The organism is Mangrovimonas futianensis (assembly GCF_021245805.1).
Taxonomy (GTDB): Bacteria; Bacteroidota; Bacteroidia; order Flavobacteriales; family Flavobacteriaceae; genus Mangrovimonas; species Mangrovimonas futianensis.
Window position 1 is genome coordinate 385234 of record NZ_JAJJNF010000001.1, and the last position, 22354, is coordinate 407587.

13 protein-coding genes are annotated in these 22354 nt (G+C 36.8%); 5 read left to right on the forward strand and 8 right to left on the reverse strand.

The genetic code is table 11. The features are described 5' to 3' along the window. Window positions 1-18: 18 nt before the first annotated feature. The 4 genes from LOK78_RS01700 to LOK78_RS01715 all read right to left on the reverse strand — a co-directional run bounded on the left by LOK78_RS01700 (window position 19) and on the right by LOK78_RS01715 (window position 5475). On the reverse strand, window positions 19-2310 hold the full coding sequence (locus LOK78_RS01700; protein ID WP_232633287.1) for a glycoside hydrolase family 65 protein: 2292 nt from the start codon (window positions 2308-2310) through the stop codon (window positions 19-21). Further along, window positions 2307-2963: a beta-phosphoglucomutase gene (gene pgmB / locus LOK78_RS01705; RefSeq protein ID WP_166957796.1), complete on the reverse strand. Its 657-nt coding sequence runs from the start codon at window positions 2961-2963 to the stop codon at window positions 2307-2309. Before pgmB ends, LOK78_RS01700 begins: the two co-directional genes overlap by 4 nt. Further along, window positions 2956-4305 carry an MFS transporter gene (locus tag LOK78_RS01710; protein ID WP_053971235.1) on the reverse strand — a complete coding sequence of 450 codons (1350 nt, stop codon included), beginning with the start codon at window positions 4303-4305 and terminating at the stop codon, window positions 2956-2958. Before LOK78_RS01710 ends, pgmB begins: the two co-directional genes overlap by 8 nt. Before the next feature lie 129 nt (window positions 4306-4434). Continuing rightward, window positions 4435-5475, reverse strand: coding sequence for a LacI family DNA-binding transcriptional regulator (locus LOK78_RS01715; protein ID WP_232633288.1), 1041 nt, complete (start codon window positions 5473-5475; stop codon window positions 4435-4437). A gap of 236 nt (window positions 5476-5711) precedes the next feature. Here LOK78_RS01715 and LOK78_RS01720 point away from each other — a divergent pair, with 236 nt between their 5' ends. The 5 genes from LOK78_RS01720 (at window position 5712) to LOK78_RS01740 (ending at window position 16508) form a co-directional block, all read left to right on the forward strand. After that, entirely contained in the window at window positions 5712-8618 is a 2907-nt protein-coding gene (locus tag LOK78_RS01720) for a SusC/RagA family TonB-linked outer membrane protein (protein ID WP_232394076.1), read from the forward strand. An 11-nt stretch (window positions 8619-8629) separates the two neighbouring features. Beyond that, window positions 8630-10519: a RagB/SusD family nutrient uptake outer membrane protein gene (locus LOK78_RS01725; protein WP_232633289.1), complete on the forward strand. Its 1890-nt coding sequence runs from the start codon at window positions 8630-8632 to the stop codon at window positions 10517-10519. A gap of 10 nt (window positions 10520-10529) precedes the next feature. Beyond that, window positions 10530-11849, forward strand: coding sequence for a SusE domain-containing protein (locus LOK78_RS01730; protein ID WP_232394078.1), 1320 nt, complete (start codon window positions 10530-10532; stop codon window positions 11847-11849). Between the two features lie 79 nt (window positions 11850-11928). After that, entirely contained in the window at window positions 11929-14763 is a 2835-nt protein-coding gene (locus LOK78_RS01735; RefSeq protein ID WP_232633290.1) for an alpha-amylase family glycosyl hydrolase, read from the forward strand. 155 nt (window positions 14764-14918) lie between these two features. Then, window positions 14919-16508 carry a T9SS C-terminal target domain-containing protein gene (locus LOK78_RS01740; protein ID WP_232633291.1) on the forward strand — a complete coding sequence of 530 codons (1590 nt, stop codon included), beginning with the start codon at window positions 14919-14921 and terminating at the stop codon, window positions 16506-16508. Here LOK78_RS01740 and LOK78_RS01745 read toward each other — a convergent pair whose 3' ends face one another. From LOK78_RS01745 to LOK78_RS01760, 4 genes are all read right to left on the reverse strand, one after another. Next, window positions 16509-18983, reverse strand: a complete 2475-nt coding sequence (locus LOK78_RS01745) for a cellulase family glycosylhydrolase (protein ID WP_232633292.1) — start codon at window positions 18981-18983, stop codon at window positions 16509-16511. Window positions 18984-19088: 105 nt separating this feature from the next. Continuing rightward, on the reverse strand, window positions 19089-20117 hold the full coding sequence (locus LOK78_RS01750) for a UDP-glucose--hexose-1-phosphate uridylyltransferase (protein ID WP_232633293.1): 1029 nt from the start codon (window positions 20115-20117) through the stop codon (window positions 19089-19091). A 5-nt stretch (window positions 20118-20122) separates the two neighbouring features. Beyond that, window positions 20123-21268: a galactokinase gene (locus tag LOK78_RS01755; RefSeq protein ID WP_232633294.1), complete on the reverse strand. Its 1146-nt coding sequence runs from the start codon at window positions 21266-21268 to the stop codon at window positions 20123-20125. A 1-nt stretch (window position 21269) separates the two neighbouring features. After that, window positions 21270-22268 carry a GntR family transcriptional regulator gene (locus LOK78_RS01760; protein ID WP_232633295.1) on the reverse strand — a complete coding sequence of 333 codons (999 nt, stop codon included), beginning with the start codon at window positions 22266-22268 and terminating at the stop codon, window positions 21270-21272. Between the last annotated feature and the right edge of the window lie 86 nt (window positions 22269-22354).

The window sequence follows — 22354 nt, forward strand, 5'->3', positions numbered from 1 at the left end:
AATCATCTGTCTTAGTTTCTATTTTGGAGATACCATCACTGGTTTCCCAGACACCAAAATCTCGAGATCCTTGTCGCCTTCCAGCTCAAAGTGAGCTCCAGATTGGTCTACTGTTATCTTTAAAATTTGATTTCTAAAATTGATCTTAAATGAATAACCTGTCCATTGTTCTGGAATTTTAGGTTCAAAAGACAAGGTATCATTCTTGACTCTCATTCCTCCAAATCCTTCAACAATACTCATCCATGTACCAGCCATAGAAGTAATGTGAAGACCTTCATGAACTTCTTTATTGTAGTCATCCAAATCTAAGCGTGAGGTTCTTAAATAAAACGTATAGGCTTGCTCCATTCTATTTAATTTGGCTGCCTGAATACTGTGAACACAAGGTGATAAAGAACTTTCATGTACCGTAAAAGGCTCATAAAAATCAAAGTGTCTTTCTAATTCTTCATCACTAAATTGATCTTCAAAGAAGTAAAAACCTTGAAGTGTATCAGCTTGTTTAATATATGGAGACCTTAAAATGCGATCCCATGACCAATGTTGATTAATTGGTCTTTGACTTTTATCCAAATGAGAAACAGTAATAAGCTCTTTATCCAAAAAGCCATCTTGTTGCAAATACACTTGGTGCTCTTCAGAATATGGAAAATACATGTTATCAGCAACCTTTTTCCAATCAGCCAATTCAGGATCTGATAGCTTTACTTTGTCCATAATTCTATCATAATCTCCGGAATATTCACTTTTGACAATGTCTATATTTTCCAAGGCATATTGGATACACCATTGAGCAATATAGTTGGTGTAGAAGTTATTATTTACATTGTTTTCATATTCATTGGGACCGGTTACCCCTAAAATCACATATTTATTATGGTTTCCTGAGAAATTAGCACGTTGGTGCCAAAAACGGGCAATTCCAATCAATACTTCCAATCCTTTTTCTGGAATATAACTGTAGTCTCCTGTAAAACGGTGGTAATTAAAAATAGCAAAAGAAATGGCTCCATTTCTATGGATTTCTTCAAAAGTAATCTCCCATTCATTATGACATTCCTCGCCATTCATAGTCACCATAGGATAAAGAGCCGCTCCATTTTTGAAACCAAGTTTTTCAGCATTCTCAATAGCTTTCTCTAAATGATGGTAGCGATATTCCAACAAACTTCTGGCTACCTGTTGATCTTTGGTCGCCATGTAAAAAGGCAAACAGTAAGCCTCGGTATCCCAATAGGTACTTCCCCCATATTTTTCGCCTGTAAATCCCTTTGGACCAATGTTCAAACGAGCATCTTTTCCTAAATAGGTGTGGTTTAATTGCAAAATATTGAAACGGATTCCTTGCTGTGCTTTAACATCCCCTTCAATGGTAATATCTGCCATTTCCCAAATCTTGGCCCATGCTTCCTTTTGAGCTTTTAGCATGCCTGTAAATCCAAGTTCCATGACCTTTTGCAATGTATTTCCAGCAGCTGTAACTAACTCACTTTTATCATGATATCGGTCTACAGTGTACCCTGCAAATTTTTCAATACTTACAGTTTCATTTTGTTTGGCAGATATATTATAAGTGAAACCTATTCGAGTTTCTGAAATTTCTTTTGTAGGAGTTACATCCAATTTACTACCATCCTTAAAACACATGGATTGCATGAAGGTGCAGGTATGGAAATGCGTTTTCATGGTATGTGCTTCAATGAAGCCACGTTCGCCATCAGATGTCACATTAGTTGTGTTCCAGAATTGATCATCCCAATTGGAGTCTTCATTGTGAATACCTGAATCCAAATAAGGCTCAAAAGTCACCTCTGCATCGGAATTCAAAGGGGTCACAGAAAATCTAATAGCTCCCACCTCATCCAAATCCAAACTTAAAAAGCGTAAGGCTTCTACTTTCACCTCCAAATCATTAGGTAAAATCGCCTCAAAACTTCGGGATAACCAACCCTCTTTCATGTTTAGTTCCCTTCTAAAGTTGGATACATTTTTACAAGTATTTAAATCCAAAGCTTCACCATTCACAAAAACATTGATTCCAATAAAATTGGGAGCATTCAACACCTTGGCAAAGTATTCTGGATAACCATTTTTCCACCAACCTACTCGGGTTTTATCAGGGTAGTACACCCCGGCAATATAGCTCCCTTGAAAGGTTGGTCCGGTATATTGTTCTTCAAAATTAGCACGTTGACCCATGGCACCGTTTCCAATGCTAAATAAACTTTCAGAGGACTTCACTCTTGCCGGCTCAAATCCTTCCTCAATAATCGACCAACTATCTGGCTTTATATAATCTTGATTCATTTTTCAATTAATTCTTTAATGAAATCTGTTGAGATTTCGGTAAAATCTTTAAACACATAATCTGCTTCATGGAGAATATCCTTATCTCCAATTCCTATAGAAATCATCCCTGCATTATTGGCTGCCTTGATACCAGCAACTGAGTCTTCAAACACAATACAATCATGTTGGTCTAACCCTAGCTTTTGGGCTCCTATCAAGAACACCTCTGGATTGGGTTTGGCTTTAGATACATCATTCCCATCTACAATGGTTTCAAATACAGAAAAGAGCTTAACCTTATTTAAAATAGTCCTTGCATTTTTACTGGCAGAACCCAAAGCAATTCCTTGATTCTCCTCTTGAAGAAAACTCAGTATTTTAGGAACATCTGGCAAAATTTCTTCTTCTGTCATTTTGTTGATATAGCCTAGATATTCCTCGTTCTTAATAGCCATCAATTCCATGAATTCTTCTTCAGAAACACTCTTGTTCCCCCAATTCAAAATCTTTTCCAAGGATTTGACTCTACTAACACCTTTTAGCTGTTCATTTTGGATTTCGGTAAAATCAACACCCATATTATTAGCCAAATTCTTCCATGCCAAAAAGTGGTATTTGGCCGTATCTACTATGACTCCATCTAAGTCAAATATGAATCCTTTTTTATGCATTTTTTGTTTCTATTATTTCGTCCACATCTTTCACTCTTCTCACTAAAAGTGCTGCTATTAAAAAGCTAACACCACTTGTAACAAGAGCTAACATGGCATTTTCGTTGTAAAAATATTTCACAATTGGCCCTCCTATGAAGGCATTGATAATTTGGGGAATCACAATAAAGAAGTTAAAGATCCCCATATAAACTCCCATTTTTCGAGCAGGTATAGATCCCGCGAGAATCGCATATGGCATTGCCAAAATGCTTGCCCAGGAAATACCTATAGCAACCATAGATAAAATTAACCAGTATTGATTGGGAGCAAAATACATGGAAATTAATCCCAGCCCTCCAATAACCAACGAAATAACATGCGTTAATTTTCTACCTATTCTAGCAGCGATTACTGGCAAAAAGAAGGCAAAAATGGCAGATATTAAGTTATAAACACCAAATAATACGCCTACCCAATCCCCAGCATTCTGATAGGTTTCACTATGTGTATCTGACACTGGTAATCCATAAATGTGATGAGCTATAGCAGGTGTTGAGAACACCCACATTCCAAAAAGTCCAAACCAAGAAAAGAATTGCACCCAAGCCAATTGCCTCATGGTTTGTGGCATTTTTGCGAAATCTGAAAAAATATCCATTAAACTGGATTTTTCATCCTCAGGAATGTCATCAGGGTCTGCCATCTGTTCCATTTCCTCTGGGGTATACTCTTTGGTTTTGACTACGGTTACTAAAACACTTACAACCAAAACAACAGCACCAATAATGAATGACAACAACAAATTAAAAGGAACACTTCCATCTGTTCCAGAATTGGAAACTCCAAAAAAGTTTGTCAAAACATAAGGCAACCAAGACCCTACAACAGCACCCAAACCTATAAGTACGGTCTGAATACTAAAGCCTAAAGTCCTTTGATCAGTTCTAAGGTTATCTGCCACCAACGCCCGAAATGGTTCCATAGCGACATTAAAGGAGGCATCCATGATCATCAGCATCCCTGCACCTACCCAAATGGCGGGCATAAATGCAGTGAACATATCAGCATTTGGCATTAAGACCAGTCCTATGGAAGCCAAAAGAGCTCCAGTAAGGAAATAAGGACGTCTTCTTCCCAATTTGGTCCATGTTTTATCACTGTAATGACCAATTATTGGCTGAACAATCAAACCAGTAAGTGGTGCTACAATCCAAAACCAAGACAGATGATGAACATCTGCTCCAAAAATTTGTAAAATTCTGCTGGCATTAGCATTTTGTAGGGCAAATCCCATTTGTATCCCCAAGAAACCGAAACTCATGTTCCAGATTTCCCAGAAACTTAAGGAACGCTTTTTCATTATAGTATGTTTTGATTAATACTATTTTGACAAGCGAAAACTCATCAAAACTTATGGTGAGAAGTGAAAATATAAGTTTTGAATAGGGCTCAAAGATACAAAAGTTTTGTTATGCTTTTGTAAAAATGTCTATTTTGTTGATTCCCTTAAGATAAGCTCTGTTTCTAATACAACGGTTTCATAACGATCATCTTCTTTTTCAAGTTCCAATCTTTCGATCAATAACTCGGCTGATTTAGCTCCCATCTCTTCAGCATGTTGTTTGATTGTAGATAAACTAGGAGTTGCATGTTTGGAAAGCACCCCATCTGTAAACCCGATAACCTGAAGCTCTTCTGGAATGGATTTCCCCATTTTCTTGGCCACTTTCATAGCTGTTAATGCATAGAGTTCGTTTACAGCAAAGACACCATCTATTTCAGGATTGTTGGTGAAAAGTTGCTCTACCTCAGCCTCCAAATCTTCCAAATGGTCTTCAGAATCCAATTCTTCAACCACCTTTAATATAAGTTCAGATTTTGGTTGAATACCTCTATCTTCCAAAGATTCCAGATATCCTTGCGTTCTCAACTTCCCGACACTTACATAATCCATTGTAGTTATCAAACCAACATTCTTACAACCGTTTTCCAACAGCTTACTCACAGCCTTCTTTGATCCTTTAAAATCATCTACAATAACCTTATCACATTTGACATCATTAACAACTCTATCAAACATCACGATAGGCATTCCTTGATTAATGGTTTCATGAAAATGATGAAAATCTTGTTTCAACTGAGTCTCTTTGGAAATCGATAGTATAAAACCATCTATGCTCCCATTGGCCAGCATTTCCATATTGATCACCTCCTTATCGAAAGATTCATTTGAAAGCCCTACAATTACGTTGTACCCCCTTTGATTGGCTACTACCTCAATCCCTCGAATGACCATAGAAAAGAAATGATGGACTATTTCAGGAATGATTATTCCAATGGTCTTGGTTTTCTTATTCTTGAGACTTAAAGCAATATTATTGGGTTTGTAGTTATATAATTTAGCAAAAGCCTGTACTTTTTCACGGGTATCCTCACCAATTTCCTTACTGTTTCTCAAGGCTTTAGAAACAGTTGAAATGGACACATCCAATTCCTTTGCAATTTGCTTTAAAGTGACTTTTCTCTTCATCCATCTGTTTTTGAAACCATAAAAATACTAATGTTTTTTTGTAGATATAGCAAATTCTTGTCAATGACAATAAAAATCCTTAATTTTTAGAAAGTTTTCAACACGAAAACGTTTGAGTGATATTTATCATAATTATGAGCCACTTAAATAAATAATTTTACAATAGTTTAGTATCGAGAAGTGAAAATATAAACTAATTTAACAAGTACAAAATCAGACTAATTCAAAATTATTTTATGAAAACAATTTTTAATGGCTTACTGTTTTCGTTACTGCTTTTACCTAGTTTTCTTATAGGTCAAACAACAGTTTCGGGAGTAGTAACTGAGGAATCGTCATTGCCTCTACCGGGAGTTAACGTCCTTGTTCAAGGAACCACTCGAGGTACCGCCACAGATTTTGATGGAAATTATCAAATTGATGTCAATGAAGGTGAAACCATCGTTTTCTCTTATGTGGGTTATGTGACTCAAGAAATTATTTATTCAGGACAACAAACTTTAAATGTCCTACTTAAAGAAGATGCAGCCCAGTTGGACGAGGTTGTAATTGTTGGTTATGGAACCGTTAAAAAAGAAGATTTGACGGGTACCACAGACTTGGTAACCTCCAAGGATTTCAACAAAGGTCCGATTGTATCGGCACAATCACTTATTACCGGTAAAGTTGCTGGGGTAAGTGTAACTTCCAATAGTGGAGCGCCAGGTGAAGGACAATCTATTAGAATTAGAGGTGTGGGATCATTATCCTTAACAAGTGAACCTATGTATGTAGTTGATGGAGTGCCTATTTCTGGTGGAGTAGGTGGTGCTAGAAACCCATTAAACTTTTTGAACCCAAATGATATTGAGAGCTTCGTAGTTCTTAAAGATGCGTCTTCTACCGCTATCTATGGGTCAAGAGGAGCTAATGGGGTTATTTTGATTACAACTAAAAAAGGTAAAGACACCGGATTTAAATTCAACGCTAGCACTCAAACTACCATGTATAATGTAATAAATACAGTGGATGTTTTAGAGGCAGATCAATTTAGAGATTTAATCAATACTTATGGTACTGATGATCAAATTGGATTGTTAGGAAATTCTAATACCGATTGGCAAGATCAAATTTACACCTTTGCGGTGGGGTCTGATCATAACTTCAGTGCTTTAGGAAATGCTTTTGGTGTACCAATGAGAGCTTCTGTAGGTTATTCTGACCATGATGGTATCTTAAAAGGAGATAACTTAAGCAGAGCAACAGGATCAGTATCCTTTACACCTTCTTTGCTTGATGATCATTTAAAATTGGAATTAAATGCTAGAGGTGTTTATACAGAAAATGCCTTTGCTGATAGAGGTGCCATCGGTTCTGCTATACTGTTTGATCCTACTCAATCTATTTATGATGCCAATTCACCTTATGCAGGATATTTTGCATGGTTGAATAATGAAGGAACTCAAAACAGTTTAGCTCCTACGAACCCATTAGCCCTTCTTAACCTAAGAAGTGATACGGCAGAAGTAAGACGTTTTGTTGGGAATGCGAAAGTAGACTATAAACTTCATTTCTTTCCTGATTTAACCGCTACTGTAAATGTTGGTTTGGATAAATCTAATAGTAATGGCCGAATTATCGTTTCTGAATTTATGCCAAACGCCAGTTCAAACTGGGATGGATCTTATAACAAATATTCAAATATTACTACCAGTAAACTCTTTGATTCCTATTTAACCTATGCGAAATCAATTCAAGATAAACACAATTTAAATGTTGTGGCTGGGTATTCTTACCAATCTTTTGAGTATGACAATATTAGTTATGATAGTGAGGCAGACCAATTAGGAAATAGAGCTACATTCATAGATAAAAGTATGGATGTCCTTTTATCTTACTTCGGTAGATTAAACTATGATTACAAAGGCAAGTATTTATTAACTGCTTCTTTGAGAGCTGATGCCTCTTCAAAACTTAACCCTGATGATCGTTGGGGATATTTCCCATCGGCTGCTTTAGCATGGAAAATTAGCGACGAAAACTTCATGAAAGACTCTACCTTCAATTTGTTAAAATTGAGAGTAGGATATGGAGAAATTGCTAACGTAGGTGATTTGGCACCATACCAATTTTTAACTAGATATCAAGGAACCAATGATTCTGCACAGTATCAATTTGGGAATTCTTTCTATCAAACATACAGACCTGAACCTTACAACCCAGATCTTCGTTGGGAGGTTGGAAAATCATTTAACCTTGGTTTAGACTACAGTCTGTGGGATGGTAGAGTTTCTGGTTTGGTGAATGCCTATATGAGAGAAACTCAAGACATGATTGCTACGGCTCTTATTGATCCTTTTACCAATTTCAGTAACCGTATTGATAAAAATATTGGTGATATGGAAAACAAAGGGATTGAATTCAACTTGGATGTAGATGCAGTAAGAAATGACAACCTAACAGTTTCCCTAAACTACAACATCGCTTTCAACGATAACCAAATCACCAATTTACCTGTAGATCAGCCACACGGTGGTATTTCTACTGGGGTAGGTAATAATGTTCAAGTACATCGTGAAGGTGAGGAAGCTTCAAGCTTTCTGGTTTATCAACAGGTATATGATGCTAGTGGAAAACCAATCGAAGGAGTTTTCGTTGATAGAAATGGAGATGGAATCATTAATGATGAAGATAGATACATTAAAGAAAGTCCATATGCTGATATCTTAATGGGTCTAAATGCTAATGTTAACTACAAAAAATGGGACTTTTCAGTTCAAACGAGAGCCAGTATAGGTAATTATATGTATAATGATGTGGCAGCTAGTAAAGGAATTAGATCAGGAGCAACTATCAATGCTGGTTTATTAAATAATATCCATGCAGATTATTACAATTCTGGTTTCACCACTTTTGTTGATAGAACAGCTTTAAGTGATCATTTTATCCAAGAGGCTTCCTTCTTTAAGATTGATAACATCACATTAGGATACACTCTTGATAAAGCCTTAAAGGATACCACAATTAGGTTGTATGGTTCAGTGCAAAATTTATTAATTGCTACTGAGTATGATGGATTAGATCCAGAAATCGCTGGAGGAATTGACAATAATTTCTATCCAAGACCAAGATCATTTGTTTTTGGAGTAAATGTTGACTTTTAAAAAATTGTAAAATGAAAAATTATTTAAAATTATTTGTAAGCGTATTAACCTTATCTCTTGGGCTTGTGTCGTGTCATGATGACTTAGACCAGTCTCCTATTGACCCCGACGCCTTCACAGAAGAGGATGTATACGCTAATGCCCAAGAAGCTAAAAGCGCCTTGGCTAAATTATATGCTGGTTATGCTTTAACCGGGCAATCTGGTCCTGCAGGTGATCCAGATTTAGATCCAAATGATATTGACGAAGGATTTTCGCAATATACCAGAATGCTATTCAATTTAAACGAACTTACCACAGACCATGCGGTAGTTGGATGGGGTGACCCAGGACTACCCGATTTACACGGTATGTATTGGTCTGGAAGTAATGACTTCTCTGAAGCCATGTACTTTAGATTAGCACAAGAAGTTTCTTTCTGTAATTCATTTATTGAAAATGCTTCATTATTACAGGACGAGGTAGTAACCGATTATATTGCCGAAGCAAGATTTTTGAGAGCGTTTGCTTATTATAATTTGATTGATTTCTATGCAAATGTTCCATTACAAACTACGGTAACAACTAATCTACCTACCCAAAGCAATAGACAAGACCTATTCAACTTTGTGGAAGCTGAATTATTGGATATCCAAAATTTACTTCCAGATTCTAACGAATATGGTCGTGTTGACAAAATTGCAGCATGGGCGTTATTATCCAAGTTGTATTTAAATTCTGAAGTTTGGACTAATACACCAAGATATTCAGATTGTGTTACGTTTTCTAATAATGTAATTAACTCTTCATATAGCTTGAATACCACTGATGCTAATAACAATGGTACGGCATATGATGAATTATTCTTAGCAGACAACAATTCTAACGGAGCTCAAAACGAATTCATTTTCGTTACCAATTTTGACGGAATTAACTCCCAAACTTATGGTGGGACCACTTTCTTGGTTCATGCTGAAATAGGTGGCTCTATGATTGCCAGTGAATATGGTGTGAATGGTGGATGGGCAGGCTTAAGAACTACCAAAAACTTGGTTAACAAATTTGCTGTTGACATCAATGACCTAAATAATTCTTTAGGTTCATTGTCTGACTGGGGATTAGTTGGTGATGCAACTACCAACGGATGGGATGGACCTGACATGGAAATGTACCAAACAGGAACAAACACATTTGCTTTGTATGCCGATTTATCTGCTGGGGAATTAAAGTTTAGATTTAATGAAGACTGGGGAAATAACTATGGAGATGATGACAATAATGGATCTTTAGATGCTGGTGGGGCTAACATCCCTGTTCCTTCTGCTGGGACTTATTTTGTAACATTAGACCTAAATAATTTCACATACACATTAGATTTATTTACCAGTGACAAAAGAGGTATGTTCTATACCAATGGTCAAAATTTAGAGATAGAGGACATCGGTACTTTTACTGATGGTTATGCCGTGACTAAATTCAAGAACATTGATTCAAACGGTAACCAAGGTAACGACCCTAATGGAGAATTTGTTTCAACAGATTTACCACTTATCCGAACTGCGGAAATATATTTAAATTATGCCGAAGCTACCTTAAGAGGTGGTGCTGGAGATATGAACTTAGCACTTAACCTAGTTAATCAAATTAGAGAAAGAGCTTATGGAAATGCGTCAGGAAATATTTCTAGTGGAGATTTAACTCTAAATTTTATTTTAGATGAGCGTTCTAGAGAATTATACTGGGAAGGGCAAAGAAGAACAGATTTAGTACGTTATAATTACTTTACAACAGGTGCTTACACTTGGCCTTTTAAAGGAAATGACCCTGAAGGAACTTCTGTAGGTGACTTCCGTAATATTTTCCCAATTCCAACTAGTATTTTAACGGTTAACTCTAACCTATCACAAAATAATGGTTACTAAAAAAATGATTATGAAAACAATTATAAATAAAGCTATTTTATTTTTGAGCATCCTCTTGGTAGCATCGTCATGTGACGATGTAGAGCATGTGATGCTCAATGAAAATGCCAATACAACTGTAAGCCTGTCTACCAGCTCGGTAGTATTGACAGAAGAAACAGCTCCAGATGATGCGGTGACTGTATCATGGACCTCGCCGGAATTTGGATTTGCTGCAGCTCCTACATATCGCGTATTAATTGATCATGTTGGTGGTGATTTTACCGATGCTCAAGCAGTAAGCGCTGGAGTGGAAATGGAAAAAACCTTTACAGTTCAAGAATTGAACAGTAAACTCCTTTCATTAGAACTTGAACCTCTAGTAGAAGATGCTGTAGACATTCGTGTCGAAACTAGGTTAAGTAGTTCTCAAATATTCTTATCAAATCCTGTTACGTTAACTGTAACTCCTTACTCTTCAGTTTTAGATTTATCTACTACTTGGGGTGTGGTAGGAAGTGCTACTCCAGGAGGATGGGGAACTCCAGACATTCCAGATTTACCTTTCTATACAACAAGTGAATCAGGTGTATTAGTTGCTTATGTGACTTTAAGAGATGGTGAAATCAAGTTTAGGGAAAATAATGACTGGACTCTAAATTATGGAGATACTGGATTAGATGGTACGTTGGATGATGGAGGAGATAACATTCCTGTTACTGCTGGTTCTTATAGAATCTTAATGAATTTAAACACCCTTACTTACACCATGGAAACTTATTCCTGGGGAATTGTGGGTAGTGCCGCACCTAATGGATGGGATGGACCAGATGCACAGTTTACATATAATCCATACCAAAACAATTGGAAAGCAGTTGTTACCCTAATAGAAGGAGAAATTAAATTCAGAAGAAGTAATGACTGGGGCTTGAATTATGGAGATTCTGGATTAGACGGAACTTTAGATGAAGGTGGAGATAACATTCCTGTTACAGCCGGTCATTATTTGGTCACCTTAGACCTTAATAACTTGACCTATACCCTAGAGGAAACAGATGTTTGGGGATTGGTTGGAAGTGCAACACCTAATGGTTGGGACGGACCAGATCAAAAGTTTTTACCTGACTTTGGAATTAATGAAGGTTTCTTCTACATCCATGGTGCCGAATTAATAGCTGGCGAAATTAAAGTTAGACAAAACGATAATTGGGCCGTAAATTATGGTGATGATGGAGCAGATGGAACTTTGGAATTGAATGGAGCTAATATTATGGTAGAAGCTGGAACATATAACATTACAGTTAATTTCAGTGTTGATCCTCCTACAATTACTATAAATCCATACCAATAATATATTTTTTATAATGAAAAAGGCCTACAATAAAATACTTATCTATTGTAGGCCTTTTTGTTCAAAAATTAGATTTGCTATGAAAAAAAATACACTTTTTATATTACTCTTTTTCCTAACCTTTATAAGTTTTGGTCAACTTACTACTGATCCAAGCCCTATCATTGTAGACCAAGAGGTAACCATAACCATAGACGCCAATAGTAACGATACTAATTGTAATGGTTTCAACAACCCGACTAAAGTATATTTGCATGCCGGAATTGGCGATGACAACAACCCTTGGGGATTCAATGTGATTGGTAATTGGGGGCAAGATGATGGTGTTGGAGAAATGAGCAGTAACGGGGATGGAACCTGGAGCATCACATTGACACCAGAAATTTATTTTGGCTTAACTGAAACCCAAGCTTCACAGGCTACAAAAATGGGAATGGTTTTCAGAAATGAAGATGGAAGTCAGGAATTAAAAGCTACAGACTGTGGAGATTTCTTTTTGAATGTTGGAGCATTTCAAGTAACCATGATTAATCCTCCAAACAGTGCAAATGGTTTATTAGCTGTGGAAAACGGTGGAAGCACTCAAATCTTAGCTACTAACTCTAATGGTAATGCCAACTACGAGTTATTTGCAAATGGCGTAAGCGTACATACGCAAAACAACACTTCTTTTTACAATGGTTATTTATTTACCAATTTACAGGAAAACCAAGAATGTGAACTTGTGGTCACTCAAGGATCAAATAGTATTTCCAAATTTTTCACCATTTATGTAGATAACACTGTAACTGAAGCATTGCCTGAAAACTTAAGCAATGGTATAAATTACAACGAAGAAGATGCTACTTCTGCCATTTTAGTATTAGAGGCTCCAAACAAAGATTTTGTTTATGTCATAGGTAGTTTTAACAATTGGGAGGTTAGTAATCCTTATGCCATGAAAAAGGACGATTCTTCTTCTAAATTTTGGGTTGAATTAACAGGACTAACGCCGGGAGAAAATTATACATATCAATATTTGGTAGGAGATTATACTGATGTTCCAACCAATTCTTCTCCAGTTGTCACCATTGCAGATCCTTATTCAACCACCATTTTAGATCCGAATAATGACATTTATATCCCAAGTGAGATCTACCCAAACTTACCCAGTTACCCATCTGGAACTGAAGGCATTGTAAGCCTACTAAACACACAAGAACCCGAGTATTCATGGCAGGTCACCAACTTCAGCAAACCAGATCAAGAAAATTTAATCATTTATGAATTATTAATTAGAGACTTTACAGACGCCGCTACCTATTCTGGCGCTATTTCGCAATTAGATTATTTAGAAAGCTTAGGGGTTAATGCAGTAGAATTAATGCCTATAAATGAATTTGAAGGAAATATAAGCTGGGGCTACAATCCTTCCTTTTACATGGCTTTAGACAAAGCCTATGGTACAAAAAACAGTTTCAAGGAATTTGTTGATGAATGCCACGAAAGAGGTATTGCTGTCATCGTAGATGTGGTTTTCAACCATTCTTATGGACAATCACCTTTGGTTCAAATGTATTGGGATAATGCCAACGGAATTCCAGCAACCGACAACCCTTATTACAATCAATATCATAATCTTGTGGACAATACAAGTGCGCATTGGGGTTATGATTTCAATCACGAATCTGACTTTACGGTTAACTTTTTCAATGATGTTCTTAGTTTTTGGATGAACGAATATCAAGTAGACGGTTTCAGATTCGACTTTACAAAAGGGCTTTCTAACACCCTATATTATGGAGCAGACAACTGGGCAAGTGCCTATGATGCCAGTAGAATTGCTAATCTAAAAGCTTACGCAGATCATGTTTGGGCGAATGATCCAGAGAATGAAGCCTATGTTATTTTCGAGCATCTTTCTGACAATTCTGAAGAAACCGAATTAGCAAACTATGGAATAATGCTATGGGGAAATATGAATTATAGCTTTAATGAGAACACCATGGGTTGGAGTGGAAACACCGATATTTCTTGGGCATCTTATGAAAACCGAGGATGGAACGATCCAAACTTAGTCGTTTATATGGAAAGCCATGACGAAGAACGCTTGATGTATAAAAACTTACAGTTTGGAAATTCGAATGGAAGCTATGATGTCACCGATTTAAACACTGCCTTAAATAGACAAGAAGCTGCAACCGCTATATTTTATAGTATCCCCGGACCAAAAATGGTTTGGCAATTTGGTGAAATGGGATATGATTATTCCATTAACTATTGCCCAGGTAACGGAACCGTTGACAATTCATGTAGATTAGAACCCAAACCAGATATTTGGACTTTAGGATATAATACGGAAAGTAACCGATTAGACCTTTATAATGTGACTGCACAAATGATCAATCTTAAGAAAGAATTCCCTACTACATTCAACACTGATAATTACGTTTTGGATGTCTCTGGATTGGTTAAAAGAATAAATCTATATGACTCAGAAGGCTCCCTAGATGCGGTAGTAGTTGCTAATTTTGATGTGACCACACAAACTGTGAATCCTAATTTCCCTAGTACAGGAGTTTGGTATGAATTTTTCACCGGAAACAATCTAAGCGTTTCAAATCCGACGGCATCTTTAACCTTAGAAGCAGGTGAATATAGATTGTATACCCAAACAGAAAATCTAAGCACAGATGAATTCTTCACGCAACAGGTTCAATTATTCCCGAATCCTACAAGTGAGAGTTTTCAATTGTCTATAGATATTAATGAAATTCAAATCTATGACCTTCAAGGAAAAATAGTATTAACTCAAAATGGCGCTCTAACAAAGGGGAAACAATTTGATATTTCAAGCTTATCGAAAGGAATGTACATTGTTAAAGTTTCAAACAACTCAGGACAGCTTTTCACCACTAAACTTATAAAGAACTGATTTATTTGAAAACTCCTTCTTTAAGCACAAAGGCTTCCAGAAAATTCTGGAAGCCTTTTTTAATGATTTGACAACTAACCGAATATTAAAAATATTTATCGATTTTAATTCTGAAATGCCCAAATTTATCATACCTTTTTACTAAATATCAAGTTATGTCAACCAAGTCCCTCACTCAGACTGCTATCCATACCCTTTGCTTGCTTGCCCTATGCATATTCCCAGTTCATGAACTACAATCACAAACATGGCAAGAGTATGATGAAGATGATAGTTATGTAGCTCGTCATGAGTTTAGTTTTGTTCAAGCAGGTGACAAATTTGTGTATTTTGGCGGAAGAGAATCCGCTCAGACGGTAGAAGTTTATGATTTTACTACTGACACTTGGTCTACCGGGGGAATGGCACCATATGAATTCAACCATTGTCAGGGCGTCTTGTATGAAGGACTCATTTGGGTCATTGGAGCTTTTAAAGACAATGACACCGAAGAAAACGCCGATTACGTTTATATGTACAATCCAGTTACCGAATCATGGATTGAAGGCATGCCCATTCCAGAGGCTCGTAAAAGAGGGGCAAATGGTTTGGTAATGAAAAATGATAAATTTTACATGGTAGGAGGTAATACTAACGGTCATTATGGGGGTTATGTTTCCTATTTTGACGAGTATGACCCAGTTAATGGCACTTGGACTATTTTAGATGATGCACCAAACGCACGAGATCATATTCAAACCGTTGTTTATAATAATAAAATCTATGCCTTGGGAGGACGCCTTTCTGGTGGTCCTGGGGGGATCTTCTCCCCAATGATACCTGAATCGGATGTCTATGATTTTACAACTGAATCATGGACCACTTTAGGTAGCTCCAGTGACATTCCTACACCAAGAGCAGGTTATGGTGTTGCCTTATTCAATAACGAAATTTTTGTGATTGGTGGAGAAGGCATGCATCCCGATGGCTATAACACCCAATGGAATACAGTTGAAGCCTTTGACCCAGCAACTAATCTCTGGGAAACCAAAGCTTCATTAAACAATTCCAGACATGGGATTCAAGCCATTGTTTCTGGCAATGGCATTATTGTTATATCGGGATCAAGTGGTGGTACCTCATTTAAAAGCATGGAATACTACAACGAATACAATCCCTCAGGAACCGCTTTAATTAATAGTACGTTTGAAGCTGATGAATTGGTCAAGAACTTTGCATATCCAAGTGATGCCATCAATTTTTCTATCAACATAGAATTATCAAACAACACAGGAGACACAGGCACTTATATTGACAATATTTCTCTAAGTGGAGACAATTTTGCACTGGAAACATCTTATGACAATCGCTTTGTAAAATCCAATACATCCTTAAATGTTCAGGTAAATCTATTGGATCCCAATGTAACCGAAAGCAATGGAACAGTTACCATCACCTATAATAATTCCAGTCAAATAGTAGTCACCTTAAACGGGATACTAGATGATACCCTATCAACTATAAAAGTTGAGAATCTCTCTGAACTAAGTCTTTATCCTAACCCAACCTCTTCATCCTTTCAGTTAAATAAAGACATCAACTCTTTAACCATTTATAATCTATCAGGAAAAAAGGTCAAAGAATTTAAAAACCTTTCAAGTACCGGCACTTCATTTGATGTTTCCGAATTAGCCTCTGGCCTCTATTTTTTACAAGCTATGGATACACAAGGCGCTATTGCTAAAGGAAAACTTGTAAAGAATTAACTATTTTAAAAAGACTCCGATAACTGAAATACCTTGAGGCTTCTGCAACGCGCTTTCTTCCATTCCTGGACCTATGGAAAATTGAATACTTTCTACTGAATGAATATTAAAACTAGTTTGATTTTGATGTTCAAAATAATAGGGTAAAAAGCTGGGATAAGGACGCGGTAAGGTCACAGTTTTTACTGGCTTCAAACTGGCCAATGGCAACTCGTAATCCTTTACCTCTGGTTCAAAATCTATAAGCCCTCCAAACGCCGAACCATCCTTCATCACTAATGCAATCTGTAATTTTCCCATCTTTCCATCTAGCGATTGCCCTCTAAAAATCAAGGTTTTCTTACTGTCTAAATCGGCTTTTCTTTCTTCAAGCGACTTTATTACTACCTGTTTAAAAGAATAATCATAGATAGGTGCAGCATTCCTATTTTCTTCATCTGGCACGAAAATATGTTCCAAACGAATTTGGTAGGCACTTTCATTGAAATTCTCCGTTGGAACTAACTGTAAGCCTTTACGCCAAGGGATAACAAGTTCTTCAGAATCCCGATTTGCATCAAACAAATGAACCGGAAATGATGAAGAAACTATTTTGGTTTTATAGGATTCGCCTTGATAAAAATCCCAAGCGGTTGGCTGTTTCTTACTTTCGGCAGGATAAGTCATGGTTTCCGTTCCTGAATCAACCATTAAGTAATAATTTAAATAACCATGTGCCAATTGACCTTTTGGAATAACGACTTCATACTGATAAGGCGCCACCTCATTAAAATCCAAATTCAATCGCCCTTTGGGAGTAAAACCTATCAATTTGATCTGTTTAGGTTTCTTAGGAGCGATATACTGAACCTTTAAATTTAAATCACCAGAATCAGAAACCTCTTCCAAAGGGTCATGTTTCAAATAAGCCCTCTCGACGTTTGACTGTGGTGCATAAAAATGATTGATTGGATAGGATTTAAAATCCGTTGAATGCTCCCATGATTTTTCGACTCCTTTCTTACTTACAATATAAGTTCCAGGTTGTATACTGAAAGACTGTTCTACAGCACTTGCAGAATATGAATTTCCATCATTAATAGCCTCAATCGAAAACTCAGAGCCCAAATCAGGTAAAAACAAGGACATGGCTCTTGTCTCCCATTGGATAACGCCTACAGTTTTATCTAAACTATTTCTTCCAAATGGATTTGCTACCCAAACAGCATCAGGCTGCACTTCTAATCGCCAAACACCATCATCTAATTTATCCAAAAAATAGGCCCCCAATCCCTCATATTTTATTACTTCTGAATTTCCAAAACCTGCAATTTCTTTAAGCTTTTTCAGCTTCTTAGGTCGAGAGCTTGTTGAATTGGTGTAAAAGAATTTTTCGTTTGTATTATATTCCGCGAGATCCATTTCATAACTCAACATAAAATCGCTAAAGGTCTTATTCCCTGGATACATTCCGAAATTGGCATACATTGGGACCTCGTGAAACACTTCAGAACAAATCTTTAGTGCCAAAGCCTTTTGAGGCGTATAATTAAGGTTCATGTAATGCGTATTATATTCGGTATTGGCATAGGCCAAAAATGTGGGGTCATAGGAAAAATGAGTCGCTATTTGTATCCCTGCTTTCCTAAAACTTCGTGCCATCGCTGGGTAAATGTATGATCGTCCCACGTCGGCCGCGTCAAATTCATAAACTAATTTAGCTCCGTGATGCCTTTTGATGACAGAATCAAGAGGCATGTTATAATCATTGACATTGGGTAATAGATTTCCACCTAATTCCTTGCCATAACCTAAACCAGTAGGATACCATTGAAAAGTTCCTCCTTGAGCACCTCCTTCAAAATAGCCATCCATAAAATGTACGGCGTGACTCATATTATAAAATATAGGCTTTTTAGTACCCGTATTCCGCATAGCTTTAACCATCTTTGATACAAAAGCAGTGACCTCTTGTTCACTGCCCCTGTGGTGAGGTTCGTTACTAACTTCAAAAGCTATTAAGTTGGGTTCGTCTTTATAAGCTACACCGGTATAAGGATTCACATGGTTCAAAAATTGAAAGAGATAGGTTTCCTGAGCTTTAATGGCTTCCGGATTTGTTAAGCATTCACCTTTCCCATATTTATTTGAAAACCCTGGCGTATCAGAATCTGGTTCTGGCCAACCATCACCCCAAAAAGCAATGGGTGTAATCACGTAGTTCATTCCGTGATCTTTTAAAGTCTTTAACAAAAAATCAAAAGTTTCTAGGTATTCATTTTCTATCAAATTCCCCATTTCATCACTAATTTGGGTATCCCAAACATGAACGCGATACAAATCAAAACCTAATCTTTTAAAATGGTACACATCATTTAAAATTGCCTCTTTGGGATTCACACCCATTTTTTTTGCCGACCTATAAGCATGGGCAAAAGGCACCGTATAATTCACCCCAAAACCGTGAACCTCTGCCTTAGTTTTTCCCCATCTCATAACCCCGTTTTGATCAATAAACACATCATTGTTTTGACCGAATGTTAAGTGCACAAATAAAAAAGCGAAAAGGAATTTAAACAAACGCATAACCATCTTTTTGAATTACATTTTTTCTGATAACTGTCTTAAAGTTTCCGCTGCCGTTTCTGGAGTTATATCCCTTTGGGCCATCCCAAACATTTCATAACCCACCATAAATTTCTTAACGGTAGCACTGCGCAATAAAGGCGGATAAAAACTCATGTGCCAATGCCAATGTGCATTATCTTGCCCATTACATGGTGCTTGATGAATACCGCTGGAATAAGGGAATGAGGTTTGGAACAACCTATCGTAAACTTTGGTAAGCACTGAAATGGCTTCGGCATACATCAAAGTCTCCTCTTGACTCATTTCCAAAATGTCTTTCTGCGCTTTTCTTGGAACAATCATAGCTTCGTAAGGCCAAATCGCCCAAAAAGGTACCAAAACCACGAAAGCTTCATTTTCAAAAATAACGCGTTCCTTGAGCTCCAGTTCTTGTTTTAGATAATCAGCTAAAAGCGTTCTCCCATTCTCTTGAAAATAAGTTCTTTGTTGGTTATCCTTTTTAACCACTTCATTTGGAAGGGTCGATTGACTCCAAATCTGTCCGTGTGGGTGTGGATTGCTACATCCCATGACAGCTCCTTTATTTTCAAAAATCTGTACATAATTGATATTGGCATTCTCACTTAAGCCTTGAAACTCCTTTTGCCAAGTAAAAACGACTTTTTGAATGTCTTCAACAGCCATATCAGCTAGACTTTTGGAGTGATCTGGACTGAAACAAATCACCTTACAAATACCCTGTTCTGCTTCAGCACGAATAAGCCCACTGTTAACTGAAAACTTTTTGGAATCCTTTTGTAATGCGGAAAAATCGTTCACAAACACAAACACATCTTCATAAGAAGGATTTACCTCTCCATTGGCCCTTGTGTTTCCAGAGCACAAATAACAACTGGAATCATGTTTAGGCCTAACCTCCTTTGAAGGCTCTTCTTGTTGCCCTTGCCAAGGTCTTTTGGCACGATGCGGTGAAACTAGCACCCATTCTCCTGTCAATGGGTTGTATCTTTTATGGGAATAATCTTGAATATCGTTTTCCATGACAATTAAATTTTATGTGTTCCCTGTGATAACTTCACAAAATATATGGAACAATCTTTACCAAATGTATCTTTATACTGTTTTGAAATTTCTTCGGAATAAGATGCGACTGCATCCTTCTTTAATATATTGATGGTGCAGCCTCCAAAGCCTCCTCCCATCATTCTAGATCCAATGACATCGGGATGCGCTTTACCTTTTTCAACCAAAAAATCAAGTTCGGGACAGCTCACTTTAAATTGATGCTGAACCCCACCATGCGCTTCAAAAAGCAATTCTCCAAAACCTTGCAAATCTCCATCTTCCAACATTTTCCCAGCTCTTAAGACACGGTCATTTTCCTGAATGACATAAAGTGCTTTTTGATATTCCACTTCAGTCAATTGATCCTTTATTTGATTAAGAGAAGCTTCAGTGGCATCTCGAAGAAAAGGCACATCCAACAAATTGGCTACTTTTTCACAAACAGCTCTCCTATCATTATACTCAGCATCTACCAAACTGTGACTTACATTGGTATTAATTAGCATCACCTGATAATCTTCAAATTCCAATGGATAGGTTTTGAATTCCAAGTTTCTGCAATCCAATAACAAAGCCCTGTCTTCTTCACCAAACATGCTCGCAAACTGATCCATGATTCCACAACGGACACCTACATAATGATGTTCCGCTTTTTGCGAAATAAAAATGAGCTCATGCTTGGACAAGCCCAAATCGAACAAGTCATTGAGTCCGTAAGCCACTGCATTTTCTAATGCCGCCGATGATGACAACCCAGCACCTTTAGGAATGTCGCCCGTAAATACCATATCAAAAGGTTCCAATTGAATTCCTTTTTTCTGCATCTCCCCCACTACCCCAATGATGTAATTTCTCCAATTACCTTTAGGAATAGCCTCTACATCATCTAAATGCAGTTCCATAACCTCTTCAAAATCCAATGAAACAATGGTACAAAAAGCATTTTTTGATTTTGAAAAAGCTGCTGTTATGCCTTTATCTATAGCTGCAGGAAACACATAGCCCTCATTATAATCGGTATGCTCCCCAATTAAATTAATCCTTCCCGGAGATTTAACCACAATGGGGTCATTAGGGAAGCGTTGTTTAAATTTCTTTACAATGTCATCTTTTATAATTGCATTCATTTTATAAAGATTTTCTTATGATTAGTTGACTAGGATTTTCAACTTGACCCTGTTCTCCATTTTTTATCATATTGGCCAAGGTTGTTCCCATTAATTTGAAATCTGTAGAAATGGTAGTAATTCCATTACCGACAACCTCCTTCAATAGGGTGTCATTATAGGAAATAACCCCAATATCGGAGCCTAATTCCAGTTGCTTTTCGTTCATTTTTTTTATCAAAACAATCAAATCCCTATCGTCTAAAGTCACATAAACCTCCCCTTTAGCCAAAGGGCGTTCTTTCAAACTGGAAATAACCTCTCCTTGAATCTGATTTGAGTTGATAAAATCCTGAAACCCCTTTAACATGCCGTAAGGTTGTTTGGCTGGAGAATAAACCAATACGATTCTTTCATATTTACTGATTTGAGACATTGCCAAAGTCAGTTTATCTGACATGTCCTTTTCAAAATTTTGATAAATAGCCGAATAATCTATTAAAGAGGCATTGGTTTGATCTAATAAAAAGACTTTCTCTTCAGGCAATAAGGCCAACACATCGGCAACATTCTCAAGATTGGCTGGCATGATCACATAATAGTTGTAACTCCCTACATTATCTGAAATTTGTTTTTTAAAAACGTCATAACTGAAATGATGAAAAAAGATGTCTACCTGAAATTGCGGACTCAATTCTTCTAAAAAGGCATTGTAAATATCTTCCTTAAAAGCATTTAACTCATCAAAAAATAGAAAGACCTTTTGCTTCACCGTAACGTCTTCACTTTTTATATAATATCCCTTTCCTGAAACAGACTCCACAATACCTCTCATCTTAAGCTCATTAAAGGCCATCAAGACAGTATCTCGCGATAAATCAAATTGATTTCTCACTTTATTAATAGACGGTAATTTATCTCCCTTTTTCAATAACCCAGCCAAAAGAGCATCCTCAATTGACGCTACAATCTGCTTGTATTTAGGAATACCGATATTGTCCTTGATTGAAATTAAATTCATTTGACAAAGATACAAAAAACTGGTAGGTACTGGTAGGGTTTTTTAATTATTATTTTTAAATTTGTAAACAAACAATGTTCAAATTA